Origin of the sequence: Paraburkholderia sp. Ac-20347 (assembly GCF_017104805.1) — a bacterium.
Lineage (GTDB): Bacteria > Pseudomonadota > Gammaproteobacteria > Burkholderiales > Burkholderiaceae > Paraburkholderia > Paraburkholderia tropica.
Map to the genome: position 1 here is coordinate 1 of NZ_JAAGPN010000209.1, position 13,962 is coordinate 13,962.

General features: G+C 67.5%; 18 protein-coding genes. 10 read left to right on the plus strand and 8 right to left on the minus strand.

The window, feature by feature from the left end:
* From G3N97_RS28665 to G3N97_RS28675, 3 genes are all read left to right on the plus strand, one after another.
* On the plus strand, window positions 1-223 hold a 223-nt coding region (locus G3N97_RS28665; RefSeq protein ID WP_205996356.1), incomplete at its 5' end, for a hypothetical protein.
* Window positions 224-239: 16 nt separating this feature from the next.
* Window positions 240-1,343 carry a glycosyltransferase gene (locus G3N97_RS28670; RefSeq protein WP_205996357.1) on the plus strand — a complete coding sequence of 368 codons (1,104 nt, stop codon included), beginning with the start codon at window positions 240-242 and terminating at the stop codon, window positions 1,341-1,343.
* A gap of 186 nt (window positions 1,344-1,529) precedes the next feature.
* Complete coding sequence (locus G3N97_RS28675) at window positions 1,530-1,664, plus strand: entericidin A/B family lipoprotein (protein ID WP_065057226.1); 135 nt, start codon at window positions 1,530-1,532, stop codon at window positions 1,662-1,664.
* A gap of 73 nt (window positions 1,665-1,737) precedes the next feature.
* Here G3N97_RS28675 and G3N97_RS28680 read toward each other — a convergent pair whose 3' ends face one another.
* Window positions 1,738-2,358 carry a pyridoxamine 5'-phosphate oxidase family protein gene (locus tag G3N97_RS28680; RefSeq protein ID WP_205996358.1) on the minus strand — a complete coding sequence of 207 codons (621 nt, stop codon included), beginning with the start codon at window positions 2,356-2,358 and terminating at the stop codon, window positions 1,738-1,740.
* Between the two features lie 276 nt (window positions 2,359-2,634).
* On the opposite strand from G3N97_RS28680, the gene G3N97_RS28685 reads away from it, so the two are divergent.
* Complete coding sequence (locus tag G3N97_RS28685) at window positions 2,635-3,090, plus strand: host attachment protein (RefSeq protein ID WP_205996359.1); 456 nt, start codon at window positions 2,635-2,637, stop codon at window positions 3,088-3,090.
* A gap of 45 nt (window positions 3,091-3,135) precedes the next feature.
* On the opposite strand, the gene G3N97_RS28690 is transcribed toward G3N97_RS28685, so the two are convergent.
* From G3N97_RS28690 to G3N97_RS28700, 3 genes are all read right to left on the minus strand, one after another.
* Window positions 3,136-3,312: a DUF1427 family protein gene (locus G3N97_RS28690; RefSeq protein ID WP_205996360.1), complete on the minus strand. Its 177-nt coding sequence runs from the start codon at window positions 3,310-3,312 to the stop codon at window positions 3,136-3,138.
* Window positions 3,313-3,352: 40 nt separating this feature from the next.
* On the minus strand, window positions 3,353-4,321 hold the full coding sequence (locus G3N97_RS28695) for a zinc-binding alcohol dehydrogenase family protein (RefSeq protein ID WP_205996361.1): 969 nt from the start codon (window positions 4,319-4,321) through the stop codon (window positions 3,353-3,355).
* 154 nt (window positions 4,322-4,475) lie between these two features.
* Window positions 4,476-5,381 carry an MBL fold metallo-hydrolase gene (locus G3N97_RS28700; protein WP_205996362.1) on the minus strand — a complete coding sequence of 302 codons (906 nt, stop codon included), beginning with the start codon at window positions 5,379-5,381 and terminating at the stop codon, window positions 4,476-4,478.
* Window positions 5,382-5,675: 294 nt separating this feature from the next.
* Here G3N97_RS28700 and G3N97_RS28705 point away from each other — a divergent pair, with 294 nt between their 5' ends.
* From G3N97_RS28705 to G3N97_RS28725, 5 genes are read left to right on the plus strand one after another with little or no spacing between them, the layout of a single operon-like run.
* Window positions 5,676-6,011 carry a metalloregulator ArsR/SmtB family transcription factor gene (locus G3N97_RS28705; RefSeq protein WP_065057220.1) on the plus strand — a complete coding sequence of 112 codons (336 nt, stop codon included), beginning with the start codon at window positions 5,676-5,678 and terminating at the stop codon, window positions 6,009-6,011.
* Window positions 6,012-6,036: 25 nt separating this feature from the next.
* Entirely contained in the window at window positions 6,037-6,552 is a 516-nt protein-coding gene (locus tag G3N97_RS28710) for a YeeE/YedE family protein (protein WP_205996363.1), read from the plus strand.
* 12 nt (window positions 6,553-6,564) lie between these two features.
* Complete coding sequence (locus G3N97_RS28715) at window positions 6,565-6,987, plus strand: YeeE/YedE family protein (protein WP_205996369.1); 423 nt, start codon at window positions 6,565-6,567, stop codon at window positions 6,985-6,987.
* A 27-nt stretch (window positions 6,988-7,014) separates the two neighbouring features.
* Entirely contained in the window at window positions 7,015-8,640 is a 1,626-nt protein-coding gene (locus G3N97_RS28720; RefSeq protein ID WP_205996364.1) for a bifunctional protein tyrosine phosphatase family protein/NAD(P)/FAD-dependent oxidoreductase, read from the plus strand.
* 56 nt (window positions 8,641-8,696) lie between these two features.
* The gene (locus G3N97_RS28725; protein ID WP_205996370.1) at window positions 8,697-9,563 is read left to right on the plus strand and encodes a sulfite exporter TauE/SafE family protein; all 867 of its coding nucleotides are present in this window, start codon (window positions 8,697-8,699) and stop codon (window positions 9,561-9,563) included.
* A 48-nt stretch (window positions 9,564-9,611) separates the two neighbouring features.
* Here the strand turns inward: G3N97_RS28725 and G3N97_RS28730 are convergent, their stop codons facing one another.
* Together G3N97_RS28730 and rarD are read right to left on the minus strand one after the other, a co-directional pair.
* Window positions 9,612-9,992, minus strand: a complete 381-nt coding sequence (locus G3N97_RS28730) for a DUF5594 family protein (protein WP_205996365.1) — start codon at window positions 9,990-9,992, stop codon at window positions 9,612-9,614.
* A 200-nt stretch (window positions 9,993-10,192) separates the two neighbouring features.
* Entirely contained in the window at window positions 10,193-11,086 is an 894-nt protein-coding gene (rarD, locus tag G3N97_RS28735; RefSeq protein ID WP_205996366.1) for an EamA family transporter RarD, read from the minus strand.
* A 362-nt stretch (window positions 11,087-11,448) separates the two neighbouring features.
* Here rarD and G3N97_RS28740 point away from each other — a divergent pair, with 362 nt between their 5' ends.
* Window positions 11,449-12,237, plus strand: coding sequence for a sulfite exporter TauE/SafE family protein (locus tag G3N97_RS28740; RefSeq protein ID WP_205996367.1), 789 nt, complete (start codon window positions 11,449-11,451; stop codon window positions 12,235-12,237).
* Window positions 12,238-12,411: 174 nt separating this feature from the next.
* On the opposite strand, the gene G3N97_RS28745 is transcribed toward G3N97_RS28740, so the two are convergent.
* A complete protein-coding gene (locus tag G3N97_RS28745; protein ID WP_065057213.1) occupies window positions 12,412-12,672 on the minus strand; it encodes a hypothetical protein in 261 nt (86 codons plus the stop codon).
* Window positions 12,673-12,981: 309 nt separating this feature from the next.
* Window positions 12,982-13,335 (minus strand): BON domain-containing protein, encoded by a 354-nt coding sequence (locus G3N97_RS28750; RefSeq protein WP_205996368.1) that lies wholly within the window; start codon window positions 13,333-13,335, stop codon window positions 12,982-12,984.
* Window positions 13,336-13,962: the final 627 nt, after the last annotated feature.

Below are 13,962 nucleotides of genomic sequence, written 5' to 3' on the forward strand. Positions count from 1 at the left end.
TGACGACGACGACGAAGGAGTGAGTAGATTGGGTTCGCGCATGATCGGCGCAATTATCGGCAGCGCGGCAACGCTCCGTATTGACCTCGCTCCAATCCTGCGTCCGTTGGCGCCCATGCGCCCGGCGGCCCGCGGAGGCGTCCCGGCGCCTTTGTATAATCGCGCTTTCGGCCCGCATTCACGCTGCATTCAGCCCGCATTCCACGCGCATTTAACTTTTTGACCGGCGTTCACCTTTCATGCTCAGTTTCGCCCTCGGCTTCATCGTTTCACTGCTGGTCACGCTGCTGATCGTGCGTTACGCGCATCTGCATGAAAGGTTTTCCGTCGATTCCGATCTCGCGGGCGTGCAGAAATTCCACGCGCGGCCCGTGCCGCGCATCGGCGGAACCGGCATTCTGGCGGGGCTCGTGGTGGCCGCCGCGCAGCTGCACCACGCCTGGCCGACGGTGTCCGGCGGCATTCTCGGCATCGTCGCCTGCGGGCTGCCTGCGTTCGGCTCCGGGCTCGTCGAGGATCTGACCAAGAAGGTGTCGCCGCTCGCGCGCCTCGTCTGCACGATGGCCGCCGCCGCGCTCGCGTATTTCCTGCTCGGCATCGCGGTCACGCGCATCAGCGTGCCGCCGCTCGACTTCCTGCTTTCCTACGCGGCCATTTCGTGCGCGATCACGGTGCTGGCCGTCGCGGCGCTCGCGAATGCCGTCAACATCATCGACGGCTTCAACGGCCTCGCCTCGATGGTCGCCTTCATGATGTTCGCCTCGCTCGCCTACGTGGCGTTCCAGGTGCACGACCCGGTCGTGCTCTCGGCCTCGCTGATCATGATGGGCGCGGTGATGGGCTTCTTCATCTGGAATTTCCCGGCGGGCCTGATCTTTCTCGGCGACGGCGGCGCGTACTTCATCGGCTTCATGCTCGCCGAACTGGCGATCCTGCTCGTCATGCGCAACCGCGACGTCTCGGCCTGGTATCCGGTGCTGCTGTTCATGTACCCGATCTTCGAGACCTGTTTCTCGATCTACCGGAAGAAGTTCGTGCGCGGCATGTCGCCCGGCATTCCCGACGGCGTGCATCTGCACATGCTGGTCTACAAGCGCCTGATGCGCTGGGCCGTGGGCGCGCGCACCGCACGCGAACTCACGCGCCGCAATTCGCTGACGTCGCCGTATCTGTGGCTGCTGTGCCTGATCGCCGTGATTCCGGCGACGCTGTTCTGGCGCCACACGCTGCATCTGTTCTGCTTCGTGGTGGTGTTCGCCTTCACTTATGTGTGGCTCTACGTCAGCATCGTGCGATTCCGTTCGCCGAAGTGGCTCGTGGTGCGCAAGCAGCGCCGGACCTGAATCCGCGACGGCAGCGGCGGCGACGGCGCGATTGCCGCACCCGCCGCGCATCCTCCGCGTACATATGGCCCCGCTGTGCGCCGCCATGCGCGTACAATTTACCGGATGGCTGCACGGTGCCGGCCATCGTCTTACCGCACGCCGTTGTGCACCGCGATCAGGGAATCCATCACAAGGAGAGCCGACATGAGCCGTTACCTTGCCTTTGCCCTTGCGCTGTTCGCCGTCACCCTCGCCGCCTGCAACACCATCGCCGGAGCCGGCGAAGACATTTCGAAGGGCGGCAACGCCATCACCAATTCAGCGGACAAGGCCAAGTAACACGATTCAGGCCCGCCCTCGGCCCCGCCTTCGCGCGGGGCCGTTTCGTTTTTGCTTCGCTTGTGCTCCGCCCTCAATGCTGCGCGCGCAGCCGCGCCACTTCCTCCTCCAGCTCGCGGATGCGCGCGTCGCGCTCGTCCAGCGCCGCTTTCACGTCGGCGGCCTCGAAACGCTGCGGAATATGCTGCGGGCAGTTCAGATCCCACGCCGTCACCGTGAAGACGATCGCACGGTCCGCGCGCGCCTTGTAGCCGGGCGGCATCAGCCGTTCGATCAGCGCCGGGTCGTCGTCGATCACACGCGCCTCGCCCCAAATCTTGACGCGGCGCCTGCGCGCGTAATCGATCAGGAACAGATACGCCTTCGCGTTGTCGGTCAAATTGCCGAGCGTGATGTATTGCTGATTGCCGATGAAATCCGCGAACGCGATCGTGCGCGCGTCGAGCACGCGCAGAAACCCCGGCGGCCCGCCGCGATGCTGGATGTACGGCTGGCCTTCGGTGTTCGCGGTGGCGAGGAACACGCTGCGCTGCGCCTCGATGAACGCCTCGATGTCGGGCGTGAGATCGGTGCCGAAACCGCGCTGCGTCTCCATCCGGGCATACATCTCGCGGGAACCCAGCTGCGTCTGCATCGCCTTCACGGTGGGCGTGAACGCGACATCGCTCGGGTAAGCGTGAACGGGAGATTCCATCTTCGGCTCCTTCTGGCTGCGCGGCAGCGCGCTGGAGATACCAAGATAGGATCTACCGTCAGCAAAGAGAATCCCGAGCGAGCGGGAATCATCCTCCCGAATTCCGGGAGGCTCGCAGGACAGAGAAAAAGCGCGCGTGCATCGTAGCTCCCTTGCGCTGCGCGAAGCGCTACCCTTGTAGCTCGCGCCGCGCCGCGCGAGTCCACTCATCGCTTCGGCCGGGGCGTTTGTCTCATCCGCCGCAGCGCATTGGCTGTTTCAGGCCGGGAGGAAAGCATGTCGAAAACGATCTGGGTCGTCGTCGCCAACCGCGTCACCGCACGCATTTTCGCGACGGATAATCCGCTCGGCGCCATCGAGGAAGTCGAGACGCTGCTTCATCCCGAAAGCCGCGTGCAGGAACAGAGCCTCGTGAGCGACCGCTCGGGCCGCACCGAGCGCTCGGGCGGGTCCGGCCGCCAGTCGAGCGACCCCGACACGCAGCATCACGAGCACGAAACCACGGTGTTCGCGGCGCAGGTCGCGGCCCTGCTCGCGAAGGCGCGCAACGACGCGCGTTACGGCACGCTCGCGCTGATCGCGCCGCCCGCGTTTCTCGGCGCGCTGCGCAAGGCGCTCAACGCGCAGACGCGCAATCTCGTCACGCTCGAACTCGACAAGGATCTCGCGCTGCTCGATCCGCGCACGCTACGCACGCATCTGCCCGAGCGGCTCGTGCGCGCGGAAACCTGAACCTTCGCGCGTAAAAACCCCGCGCCGATCCCGCCTAATGCCAGCCTAACCCGCGAGGTGTGCGAGAAAGCTGCGCACGAAGCCGATCGCGTGTTCGCCGGCCAGCATGCCCAGCAGGCCGACGAGCGCGATCGTGGGCGGCGCCGGCGACTTCACGTCGAGCACGCTGTAGAGCAGGCCCGCGAGCGCGCCCACCGCGAACGAAACCAGATAAGCCTTCATCGTTGCGCTCCCCGCCCGTGCATCCGGTTCATCACGTCCATCAAGCCATGTCGATCACGACGCGTCCGCGCGTGCCCGCGGCGACCGCCGCATAGGCGTCCTTCGCGCGTTCGAGCGGATAGTGCGCCGCCACCACGGGCGCGGCGAAGCGGCCCGCGTCGAACGCTTCGGCCAGCGCGCGCATGATCGGCGCGGCGTCGGCGACGCCGAGCTTGGCACTGTCGGCGCCCAGCAGCTGCGTTTCGTTGTGATAGAAGTCGATCAGATCGAACTCCACGCGGCGCTTGCCCGTCGCGCTGATCTCCACCACGCGGCCGCGCCGCTTCGCAAGCGAAAGCGCCAGTTCGAACGCCACGCCGCCGACCGCGTCATACACCACGTCCGCGCCCGCGCCGCCCGTGAGTTCGCGCACGCGGCGCGCGGTGTCGGCGTCCATCGGCACGAAGGCGTCGATCAGGCGCGCCGCCGGCGAATCCGCGTCCGGCTCCTCGCGGCCGATGCCGATCACGCGCGCGCCGCGCGCCTTCGCGATCTGCGTGACCGCGCCGCCCACGCCGCCCGACACGCCGATCACGGCGATCGTCTCGCCCGCGGCCAGTTGCGCGTAATCCACGGTGCCGAGCCAGCCCACCACGAAATTCACGCCGATCGAGGCCGCCTGCGCATGCGTCAGCGACGCGGGCTTTTTCGCAAGCGCGGCCACAGGAATCTCGATGAACTCGGCGTGCGTGCCATCGCGCGTGAAGCCGATGTCGCCGCCCGTGCCCCAGACTTCGGCGCCGATCCACTCATCGGGGCCGGCCACCACGACGCCGCTGAAGTCGCGGCCCGGCACGCGCGGCGGCACGGTGTGATCGAAATGACCCGAGACGTTCTTCACGTCGCTCGGATTGACCGACGCGCTTTTCACCTGGACCAGCGCGTGGCCGGCGGCGGGCTGCGGCGTCGGGAGATCGACGAATTCGAGGACGTCGGGCGTACCAAAGGTCGTGAACTGAATGGCTTTCATGGCATGACTCCGTGAGTGCGTTCTAGCGTGAGAACCAGTCTAGATTGCCGGGATGCCGTGGTGTGGACAGATGCTTTCGAATTTCGGACAAGGCGTGCGCATAAAAAAGGCCCGCGTGGTGGCGGGCCGTTTTGGCATCGTCGAGACACGCCGCTCAGAGCGCGTTCAGCGGAATCTTCAGATAACGCACGCCGTTGGCCTCGGGCTCGGGCATGCGGCCCGCGCGGATATTCACCTGGATCGACGGCAGGATCAGATTCGGCATGGCCAGCGTGCGGTCGCGCGCCATGCGCATCTCCACGAAGGCGTCTTCGGTCACGCTGTCGTTCAGATGGATGTTGCCGCGGCGCTGCGCGGTGACCGTGGTTTCGAACGCCGGGCCGCGCGACTCGGGCGGGTAGTCGTGGCACATGAACAGGCGCGTCTCGCCGGGCAGATCGAGCAGACGGCGCACCGAACGATAGAGCGTATGCGCGTCGCCGCCCGGGAAGTCGCAGCGCGCCGAGCCGACGTCGGGCATGAACAGCGTGTCGCCGACGAACACCGCGTCGCCGATCTGGTAGGCGAGATCGGCCGGCGTGTGGCCGGGCACGTGCATCGCGCGCGCCGTGAGCGGACCGACGTGGAAGGTCTCGTTGTCCTTGAACAGATGGTCGAACTCGCTGCCGTCGGCGGCCACCGTATCGCCGAGATTGAAGACCGTGCGGAACACGCCCTGCACCGTGCGGATGTGTTCGCCGATCGCGATCTTGCCGCCCAGTTGCTGCTTCAGATACGGCGCGCCCGAGATGTGGTCGGCGTGCGCGTGGGTTTCGAGCAGCCACTGCACGGTGAGCCCGTACTCGCGCACGAAAGCGATCACGCGGTCGGCGGAACCCGTGGAGGTGCGGCCCGACTTCGGATCGTAGTCGAGCACGGGGTCGACGACCGCGCACACCGAGCCGCGCCCCGTGTGCACGACGTAGGTGACCGTGGACGTGGCGGGATCGAAGAACGGCTCGACGAGCGCCGCGGGGGACGCAGGGGTCACGGGGGCGGCAGCGATGGGTGACTCGGACATGGGTGCTCCAGACGGCAAACTCGGACAAATTCGGACAACGGCGCGCGGCGGCCAAGGCACGCTGCGCAGCCTTCCAATTCGCAAAATGCGACGAAAACGCGCGCGAGACTGCGTTGCGGCGCACAGGCCGACGCACTCAATCCGACAACGTCATCGCGATGCTTTATTGAAACACATATTATGAATGGATATAATGTTTGTCAACAAACTGTCAGCCTTTCCAGGACGTTGTGCCGCGGCTGGGCTGACCGAACCTTGATCCGGCGCTTACCGGCGCCCATTCGCCGCACGACCATGAACTCACCGATCACTCCCGAAGCGCTCGGCGCCCTGCGCGAATCCGCCGAGAAATGCTGTGCGCTGCTCAAGGCGCTCGCGCACGAAGACCGTCTGCTGCTGCTGTGCCAGCTCACCGAGGGCGAGCGCAACGTGGGCGAGCTCGAAGCGCTCGTCGGCGTGCATCAGCCGAGTCTCTCGCAACATCTGGGCGTGCTGCGCGAGGAAGGCCTCGTCGAGACGCGTCGCGAGGGCAAGTACATCTATTACCGCCTCGCCAGCCACGAAGTCATCCAGGTGATGCAGACGCTGTCGAGCCTCTACTGCGGCCGCCTCAAGGCGCGCCCCGCGTAAGCCGCGCGATGGCCCGGTGACGCCCATGAATATCGATCTCGCTCACTTCACGCCGCTCGCCTCGCTCGCGGGCGGTCTCATGATCGGTGCGGCAGCCGCGCTGCTCGTACTCGGCAACGGGCGCGTGGCGGGCATCAGCGGCATCGTCGGCGGCTTGCTGCGCGCTCGCGATGCGGCGGGTGAGCGGGCGTGGCGGCTCGCGTTCGTCGCGGGGCTGTGCGCCGCGCCTTGGGTGTGGTGGCTTGTGCGGATGAATTTCGGCGCCACTTCGTCCACGGCTTCGGCCACGGCGTCGTCCACGACAACCGGCGCCGCCCTGCCCGCTTCAAGCATCGCCGCAGTCATCACCGCATCGCCGCTCACGCTGATCGTCGCGGGCCTGCTCGTCGGCATCGGCACGCGCTACGCCTCGGGTTGCACGAGCGGCCACGGCGTGTGCGGCATCGCGCGCGGCTCGCTGCGTTCTTTTGCCGCAACCGGCCTCTTCATGGCCGCCGGTTTCGTCACCGTCTACGTGGCGCGGCACCTCGTCGGAGCCTGAAAAATGCGCGCAATCCGCCCATTCATCGCCCTCGCCTGCGGTCTGCTGTTCGGCCTCGGCTTGATCGTCTCGGGTATGGCGAACCCGGCCAAGGTGCTAGCCTTCCTCGACCTCGCGGGCCGCTGGGACCCGTCGCTGGCTTTCGTGATGGCCGGCGCCATTCTCGTCGCCGCACCCGCTTTCCGTTTCGCGCGCACGCGCACCGCGAGCCTGCTCGGCGCGCCCATGCAGCTGCCCACCGCCACGCGCATCGATCTGCGTCTCGCCGTCGGCGCGCTGCTGTTCGGCGCGGGCTGGGGGCTCGCGGGCTTCTGCCCCGGTCCCGCGCTCGTCAGCGCCGCGAGCGGTCAGCCGCGTGCGTGGCTGTTCGTGGCCGCGATGCTCGCGGGCATGGCGCTGTTCGCCGTGTTCGAGTCGCGCACCCGCCGTTCTTAATCTGCCCACTCAGGAGTTTTCGAGTCCATGCAAATCGTGCAACACGACGCGCGCTTCGCGAGCGCCGATCAGATTTCGCCCGCCGACCTCGCCGAGATCGCGGCGGCGGGCTTTCGCTCGGTCATCTGCAACCGGCCCGACGGCGAAGGCGGCCCGACGCAGCCCGCGTCCGCCGACATCCGCGCGGCCGCGGAACAACTCGGCCTGCAATTCGCCTGGCTGCCCGTCACGCCCGGCAAGATCGGCCCCAATGAAATCGCGCAGTTCACGCAACTGCTCGCCGACCTGCCCGCGCCCGTGCTCGCCTACTGCCGCACCGGCAATCGCGCGACCAATCTGTGGCAGTTCGCGCAGGCCAGCGCCGCCGCGCATCCGGTCGCCGAACCCGTCGCGCCCGCCGTCACGGCCACGCCCGCCTGCGACTGGAACGCGGACGAAAAAGCCTGGGACGTCGTCGTGATCGGCGGCGGTCTCGCGGGCATCTGCGTGACGTCGAGCCTGCTGCGCCGCCAGCCGAATCTGCGGATCGCCATCGTCGAGCCCAACGATCATCACGACTATCAGCCCGCGTGGACGCTCGTGGGCGGCGGCGCATTCGACGTGAAGAAAACCCGCCGTCCGATGGCGAGCGTGATCCCGCGCGGCGCGACGTGGATCCGCGCCGCCGCCGAGCGCGTCGAGCCGCATGCGAACCTCGTGCGCCTCGCCAATGGCGAGTCCGTGGCTTACCGCCAGCTGATCGTCGCGCCGGGGCTGCGCCTCGCGTGGGAGCGCATCGCCGGTCTGCAGGAAACGCTCGGCAAGAACAACGTCACCTCGAACTATCGCTACGATCTCGCGCCGTACACGTTCGAACTCGTGCAGCGCATGCAAGGCGGCACCGCGCTGTTCACGCAGCCGGGCATGCCGATCAAGTGCGCGGGCGCGCCGCAAAAAGCGATGTATCTGGCCTGCGATCACTGGATGAAGCGCGGCGTGCTCTCGAAGATCAAGGTCGAATTCGATCTCGCGGGCGCCGTGCTGTTCGGCGTGCCGACCTTCGTGCCGCCGCTCATGGAATACGTGAAGCGCTACGACGCGAAGCTCGAATTCAACTCGAATCTGGTCGCGATCGACGGCCCGGCGCGCAAGGCCACCTTCGAAGTGAAGGACGCCGACGGCAACGTCACGCGCGTGGAAAAGCGCTTCGACATGATTCACGTGGTGCCGCCGCAGGTGCCGCCCGATTTCATCCGCGACAGCGAACTCGCCGACGCCGCGGGCTGGTGCGAAGTCGATCACGCGACCTTGCAGCATCCGCGCTGGCCCAATGTGTTCTCGCTCGGCGACGTCTGCTCGGCGCCCAACGCGAAGACGGGCGCGGCGGCGCGCAAGCAGGCGGTGATCGTCGCCGAGAATCTGCTGGCCGCGCGCGCGAGCCAGCCGCTGCGCTATCGCTATGACGGCTACGGTTCGTGTCCGCTGACGGTCGAAAAGGGCAAGGTCGTGCTCGCGGAGTTCGGCTACGGCGGCAAGCTGCTTCCTACGTTCCCGCTCGATCCGACGCGTCCGCGCCGCCTGATGTGGTTCCTCAAGGCCACCGTGCTGCCGCGCTTCTACTGGAGCGGCATGCTCAAGGGCCGCGAGTGGTTCACGGGCGCGACGCATGAGTAAGCGTCGCGCTGCCCGCCGAATCTGACGTCGCTTCGGAGAAGTTGCACATGGTCCATATGGCGTATCTGGATATGGTCACGCTGGTCAGCGCCGCGCTCGGCTCGGTGGTCGGCCTGATCCTCGCGCTGACGGGCGCGGGCGGCGCGATCGTCGCAGTGCCGCTGCTGGTGTTCGGGCTCGGACTCGAAGTCGCGCAGGCCGCGCCGATCGGCCTGTTCGCGGTGGCGCTCGCGGCGGGCATCGGCGCGCTGCTCGCGCTGCGCGAAGGCAAGGTGCGCTACAAGGCCGCCGCGCTGATGGCGGTCTCGGGCGCGATCATCTCGCCCGCCGGGCTGTGGGTCGCGCATCGCGTGCCCGACGCGCCGCTCATGCTGATCTTCGCGCTCGTGCTGGCGCGCGTGGCGTGGCGCATGTTTCATCAGCAACGTGCGAGGACCGACGAAGACGCGCTCGATCTGCAAGGCGGCGCCGAACTGTGCGCGTCCGATCTGCCCTGCCGTCTCAACGCCGATCGCGGCAAGCTCGACTGGACCGCGCCCTGCGCGCGGGCGCTCGCGCTCTCAGGCGCGATGGCGGGCTTTCTCTCGGGTCTGCTCGGCGTGGGCGGCGGCTTCGTGATCGTGCCCGCGCTCAAGCGCGCCTCGGACATTCCGATGCAAGGCATCGTCGCGACGTCGCTGGCCGTGATCGCGCTGGTCTCGACGGCGGGCGTGGCCGCGTCGGCGGCGAGCGGCCACATGCTCTGGCTCAACGCCGTGCCGTTCGCGGCGGGCGCGCTCGTCGGCATGCTGATTGGCCGCGTGTTCGCGCGCCATGTGAGCGGCGCGCGTCTGCAGCAGTCGTTCGCGGTGTTTGCGGGATGCGTGGCCGTGGGCATGGCCGTGAAGGCCGTCCACGCGATGATGGCGGCGGGCGTGGTGTAACGCGCGCGGCTTCGGTTCAAACGGGTCGGCTGAGTGCCGTTACGCGACTCAGCCCTCGAAGTCGAGCCCGCCGATCAGCACTTCCGGCTCGCCCTGCGTGCGCGTGGAAAAGTCCACCGGACGCGCCGTCTCCCACGAGGCCATCTTGCGCTTCGTCGCGTCGAGATAATGCGCGAAGCGCGCCTCGCCGTCGGGCTCCATGAGGCGCTCGATCTCGTCGACGTCCCACGTCAAAAACACGTTCAGCGGATACGCATACGGATGGCGGTTCTCGCTCGACGTCCCCGAAAGGCGCACGCGCGTGGGATGGCCGCGGCCCGCGTTCGGCACGACTTCGACGTGCACGTCCGGCCCAAACTGCTTCGCGAGCCGCGCGGCGATGCGCGGCGCGAATTCTTCCTCGAAGCGATGGACGGCTTCGTTGCTCATGCGCGCTTGTCTCCCCTGTTCGGCGAATCGCGGATGCCGCTTGCTTGCGGCTTGTCCGTGCTGTGTTCGCAGCTTGCCGAAACATCCTACCGCGACGTCAGCGCAGCAGCCAGTCGTCGTGGGATTTGCTGCCGATCAACAACACCGCGTGCACGTCGTGCGCTTTAATCCACGCTTTATTCCGCGCTTTAATCCATGCTTCAAGCCGTCTCGCGCATCCGACGCGCCGCCAGCAGCGTGCTGCGCAGCCCTTCGAACGAATAGATGAGCAGCGCGATCCAGATCGCGCCGTATCCGTACGCGCGCACCGAACCGAACGGCTCGCCGTAGATCAGCACGCCGGTGAGCAACTGGAGCGTCGGCGTCACGTACTGAATCAGGCCGAGCATCGAAAGCGGAATGCGCCGCGCGGCCGCCGCGAACAGCAGTAGCGGCACGGCCGTGACGGGCCCCGCCGCCACCAGCAGCAATTGCAGGCCGAGCGGCGCGCGCGCGAAATGACTCGCGCCCGCGAGGCCGATGATCGTCAGATAGATCAGCGCGACCGGAAACAGCAGCACGGTTTCGAGCGCGAGCCCTTCGAGCGCGCCGAGCTGCGCGGTCTTGCGCAAGAGCCCGTAGCCGCCGAAGGTCACCGCCAGCGCGAGACTGATCCACGGCGGCGTGCCGTTCTGCCAGGTGAGCCAGGCCACGGCGAGCGTCGCGATGGCGACGGCGCACCATTGCAGCGGCCGCAGCCGCTCGCGCAGAAACGCATAGCCGAACACCACGTTGATGAGCGGATTGATGAAGTAGCCGAGACTCGCCTCGACGATATGCCCCGCGTTCACGGCCCAGATATAGAGGCCCCAGTTGGCCGACAGCAGCACGGCGCTCGCCGCGAAGCGCGCGAGCAGACGCCGGTCGCGCAGCGCGGGCCGCAGCCACGCCCAGTGATGACGCACCGCGAGCACGCCGAGCACGAACACGAGCGACCACGCCATGCGGTGCGCGAGCATTTCGAGCGCGGGAATCTGGTGCAGCGTCTTGAAGTAGACGGGAAACAGCCCCCACAGGGTGAAGGCGGAGAATGCGTACGCGATGCCGGGATTCATGGTTCGTTCTAGTGTCTGACTGCGGTCCGGCCGCGAACTGTCCGCGATCGAACCGCGCTGCGAGAAGGCCGGAGGCAAGCTGGCTCGCGCCCATCCGATGGACGCACTCACGCTGACGACTGGCTGACACGCGAGGTCCGGAGCGAGCGAAATATCGGCCAACCCTGCGCCGAACCGCCGGTTTTGCGACAATAGCGGATTTTCGCCGCCAGCCCTTGCCGCTGTCCAGCCTGACGACGCGCTTACGATCCCCACGCGATCGACGCCGCCGCGCCAGTCCGGACGTGATCGCGACACGGTGCGAAGCGTCATAGCCCAGGCAGTCAGGCCACTTTAGTTCGCGATAGTCCGCGCCGTCCGCGATGACCCTACCCCATATCGATCTGCTGTATTCCGTCTCCGGCCTCGCAGTTGGCTTTCTGGTCGGCCTGACCGGCGTGGGCGGCGGCTCGCTGATGACGCCGATCCTCGTCCTGCTGTTCAACGTGCACCCCGCGACCGCAGTCGGTACCGACCTGCTTTACGCGGCGGCGACCAAATCGGCGGGCACGCTCGTGCACGGCCTCAAGGGATCGGTGGATTGGCGCGTGACGCTGCGGCTCGCGGCCGGCAGTGTGCCCGCCGCGACCATCACGCTGATCCTGCTGCACCGCTTCGGCATGGATACGCCGCGCGCCGGGCACCTGATCCAGTCGGTGCTCGGGGCGGCGCTGCTCATCACGGCTGTCGCGCTGATATTCCGGCCGCAGCTCGCGGCCTTCGCCTCGCGCCATCGCCATGCGCCGGGCGAAGCGCGCACGCTGTTCTTCACCGTGCTCACGGGCGCGGTGCTCGGCGTGCTGGTCTCGATGACTTCGGTGGGCGCCGGCGCGATCGGCGTGACGGTGCTGCTGCTGCTCTATCCCGCGCTGCCGACGGTGCGCATCGTCGGCTCCGACGTCGCGCATGCGGTGCCGCTCACGCTGCTCGCGGGCGCGGGGCACTGGCTGCTCGGCTCGATCGACTGGTCGATGCTGCTCTCGCTGCTGTGCGGCTCGCTGCCGGGCATCGCGATCGGCAGCATGCTGTCGTCGCGCGCGCCCGAGAAGCTGCTGCGCGTGCTGCTCGCGGCCACACTGTCGCTGGTCGGCATGCGGCTCGTGCTGGCCTGAGGGCCGCGCGGGTCGATTCCGCCTCGCTCGATTCACATAGCGAAACTCGCGCGCCGCACCTGAGCGGCGCGCACGCCACGGACCGCCGGCGCGCGCCGTCGGCACAGCCAGCGTGCTCCCCGCCAGAAGCCGCTTCAGCCGGATTCAGCCGATCTCAGCCGGACTCAGCCCGCGTCAGAGATACGGCGCCTGGCGAAAGAACCGCCCGTTCAGATCGACCTCGAATTGACGCAGCCACTGCCCGCGCGCATCGATGCGATACGCCTGGGCCCACGCGCCGCGCCGCACGACGAGCAACTCGCCGTGTTCGGGATCGTCGGGATCGGTTTCGCCGCGCACGTCGAAATGGATGGGCGCAAAGCCATGCCGCGCACAGGCCAGCTCGAACGCGGCCCGGTCGATCAGCGGCAAATCGGTATAGGTATGGATAGTCATGACAGTTACCTGCAATGAGTCCGCGCACGATCCACGGATAGCACGACCGGGACCTGCACACTTCCAACATATACCCCCAATTGCGCGTCCGCTGTGTGTCAGTCCGCACTTGCGCGCGCGCTTTTCCCCTCGCGCTGGAAATAGTCCGATAAAAGCGAGCCGATAACAGCACGATCGAAGCCCGCAAAGCGCAACCGGCGATGAAAGCACCCCAAAAACAAAACGGGCTCCGGCGCGATGCCGGAGCCCGTTCGTGCCGCCCGCGCGCCCGGCGGTGCTGCCGGATGCGCGGGTGATCGGCGGACGACTTTATTGCTGCATGACCGTCAGCTTGTTCGACACCGACTTCACGCCCGCCACGCCTTGCGCGACCTGGCCGGCCTGGTCGATCTGGTCTTGCGTCGGCACCGAGCCGGTCAGTGTGACCGCGCCGCTGCGCGAGCGCACCGTGATGTTCGACACGTCGATGCCCTGCGCCTTCGAAAGCGCCTTGCGCACCGTGTAGCCCAGCTTGCGGTCGGCCTTCTTGCCGGCCGGAGCGGCCTTCGTGGTCGTGGCGGCAGCCGCGCCGCTCGCTGCCGAGTTGTCCTGTGCGTACACGCTGCACGCCACCGTCACGCAAGCGACTGCAGCCAGCGTCTTCAGAATAGCGACCGATTTCATGTTCTCTCCTTGTTGCTATCGCGTAAGTACTTCTCTCGTTGCTTCGCTCATTGCTTCGCCCAATGCTTAGCTCCGTAGCGAGGATGGACCGCTTCGGCCGACAGCGGACGGCGCATGCACCGTCCGCCGGTCGCGCACCGGCGGCTTCGTTACGACACCCGCGGGCAGCCGCCGGATGCGCCTTCGAGGGCGCGCACGACGACATAGCCGTGGTCTGGCCACGCTGATGCGAGAGAGTGCGAGAGGCTGGAATGGGCACGGTGCGCTGGGCGGGGGCGGGATCGGTCGATCCACCCGGACGCGCCCGGGCCGCGTACCTCGTTATTGTCTTTCGTTCGTCTTGTTGTGTGTCTCGCGGCGGACGGCAAGGGCCGCCGCGGCGCTCCACAATTTAGCCTGGGCGGGGCGCGAGCGCAAAGGATTTAAGGGCGCGGCGCGGCTTGCGCGCCACGGCAAGCTCGCCGCGCGCTCAGGCCAACCTGTTAGCCGCCGCAACGGCGATTCTCATGTACCATCGGCGGGCGGACCGGCCGCGAACGGCCCGTGCGGACCGACCGCCCGAAGTGCCGGGCGCACCGCGCGCCGCGGGCGCACCGCCCGCAGCGCGCGCCCTGAGCACACCGCGCC

Bases quoted from the DNA above. Each gene is read 5' to 3' on its own strand.
- G3N97_RS28680 (WP_205996358.1), bottom strand. From the start codon at position 2,358: ATGGAATCTCCCGTTCACGCTTACCCGAGCGATGTCGCGTTCACGCCC.
- G3N97_RS28745 (WP_065057213.1), bottom strand. From the start codon at position 12,672: ATGACTATCCATACCTATACCGATTTGCCGCTGATCGACCGGGCCGCG.
- G3N97_RS28720 (WP_205996364.1), top strand. From the start codon at position 7,015: ATGCAAATCGTGCAACACGACGCGCGCTTCGCGAGCGCCGATCAGATT.
- G3N97_RS28695 (WP_205996361.1), bottom strand. From the start codon at position 4,321: ATGAAAGCCATTCAGTTCACGACCTTTGGTACGCCCGACGTCCTCGAA.
- G3N97_RS28685 (WP_205996359.1), top strand. From the start codon at position 2,635: ATGTCGAAAACGATCTGGGTCGTCGTCGCCAACCGCGTCACCGCACGC.
- G3N97_RS28700 (WP_205996362.1), bottom strand. From the start codon at position 5,381: ATGTCCGAGTCACCCATCGCTGCCGCCCCCGTGACCCCTGCGTCCCCC.
- G3N97_RS28740 (WP_205996367.1), top strand. From the start codon at position 11,449: ATGACCCTACCCCATATCGATCTGCTGTATTCCGTCTCCGGCCTCGCA.
- G3N97_RS28705 (WP_065057220.1), top strand. From the start codon at position 5,676: ATGAACTCACCGATCACTCCCGAAGCGCTCGGCGCCCTGCGCGAATCC.
- G3N97_RS28725 (WP_205996370.1), top strand. From the start codon at position 8,697: ATGGCGTATCTGGATATGGTCACGCTGGTCAGCGCCGCGCTCGGCTCG.
- G3N97_RS28670 (WP_205996357.1), top strand. From the start codon at position 240: ATGCTCAGTTTCGCCCTCGGCTTCATCGTTTCACTGCTGGTCACGCTG.
- G3N97_RS28730 (WP_205996365.1), bottom strand. From the start codon at position 9,992: ATGAGCAACGAAGCCGTCCATCGCTTCGAGGAAGAATTCGCGCCGCGC.
- G3N97_RS28750 (WP_205996368.1), bottom strand. From the start codon at position 13,335: ATGAAATCGGTCGCTATTCTGAAGACGCTGGCTGCAGTCGCTTGCGTG.
- G3N97_RS28710 (WP_205996363.1), top strand. From the start codon at position 6,037: ATGAATATCGATCTCGCTCACTTCACGCCGCTCGCCTCGCTCGCGGGC.
- rarD (WP_205996366.1), bottom strand. From the start codon at position 11,086: ATGAATCCCGGCATCGCGTACGCATTCTCCGCCTTCACCCTGTGGGGG.
- G3N97_RS28675 (WP_065057226.1), top strand. From the start codon at position 1,530: ATGAGCCGTTACCTTGCCTTTGCCCTTGCGCTGTTCGCCGTCACCCTC.
- G3N97_RS28690 (WP_205996360.1), bottom strand. From the start codon at position 3,312: ATGAAGGCTTATCTGGTTTCGTTCGCGGTGGGCGCGCTCGCGGGCCTG.